1 pseudogene is annotated in these 705 nt (G+C 35.3%); it reads left to right on the top strand.

Annotated elements, in window-relative coordinates:
* Positions 1-705, top strand: a pseudogene (locus tag KA878_RS13685) (relaxase/mobilization nuclease domain-containing protein); the annotation flags it as partial.

The following is a 705-nucleotide window of genomic DNA, read 5'->3' as shown; positions in this document are numbered from 1 at the left end:
TAATACCAAATCGGCAAGTCGAGCAATTAATTACGCAGAGAAACGTGCAGAAGAAAAAAGTGGTTTGAATTGTGATATAGATTATGCGAAAAGCAGTTTTAAAGCAACACGTGAAATTGTATGGCAAAGCAGATGGCATCCAAGCACATGTAGTTATTCAGTCTTTTAAGCCTAACGAAGTAACGCCAGAACAATGTAATCAATTAGGTTTAGAATTTGCAGAAAAGATAGCACCGAATCATCAAGTAGCAGTTTATACGCATACAGATAAAGACCATTATCATAATCATATTGTGATTAATTCAGTTGATCTAGAAACTGGAAAGAAATATCAAAGTAATAAAAAACAACGTGAATTAGTTAAAAAAGAAAATGATAATATCTGTCGTGAACATGGTTTGAGTGTGACAGAACGTGGCACTGCCAAAATGAGATACACGCAAGCAGAAAAAGGTATTGTGTTTGATAGAGAAGAATATTCTTGGAAAGATGAATTACGTGAATTGATTGAAAATGCAAAAGCACATACAAGCAATTTAGAGACGTTTTCAGAGCATTTAGAAGAAAAAGGGGTAGAAGTTAAGCTTCGTGGCGAAACAATCTCATATAAGCCTGAAAATGCAAATAAATGGGTGCGTGGACGAACGCTAGGTTCAGATTATGAAAAAGGGGCGATTGACTATGAGCATGAAAGACATCAAGAAC

Origin of the sequence: Staphylococcus sp. GDY8P57P (genome assembly GCF_017892585.1) — a bacterium.
GTDB classification, from domain to species: domain Bacteria; phylum Bacillota; class Bacilli; order Staphylococcales; family Staphylococcaceae; genus Staphylococcus; species Staphylococcus borealis.
This window is presented reverse-complemented; position numbering and strand designations above follow the sequence as displayed.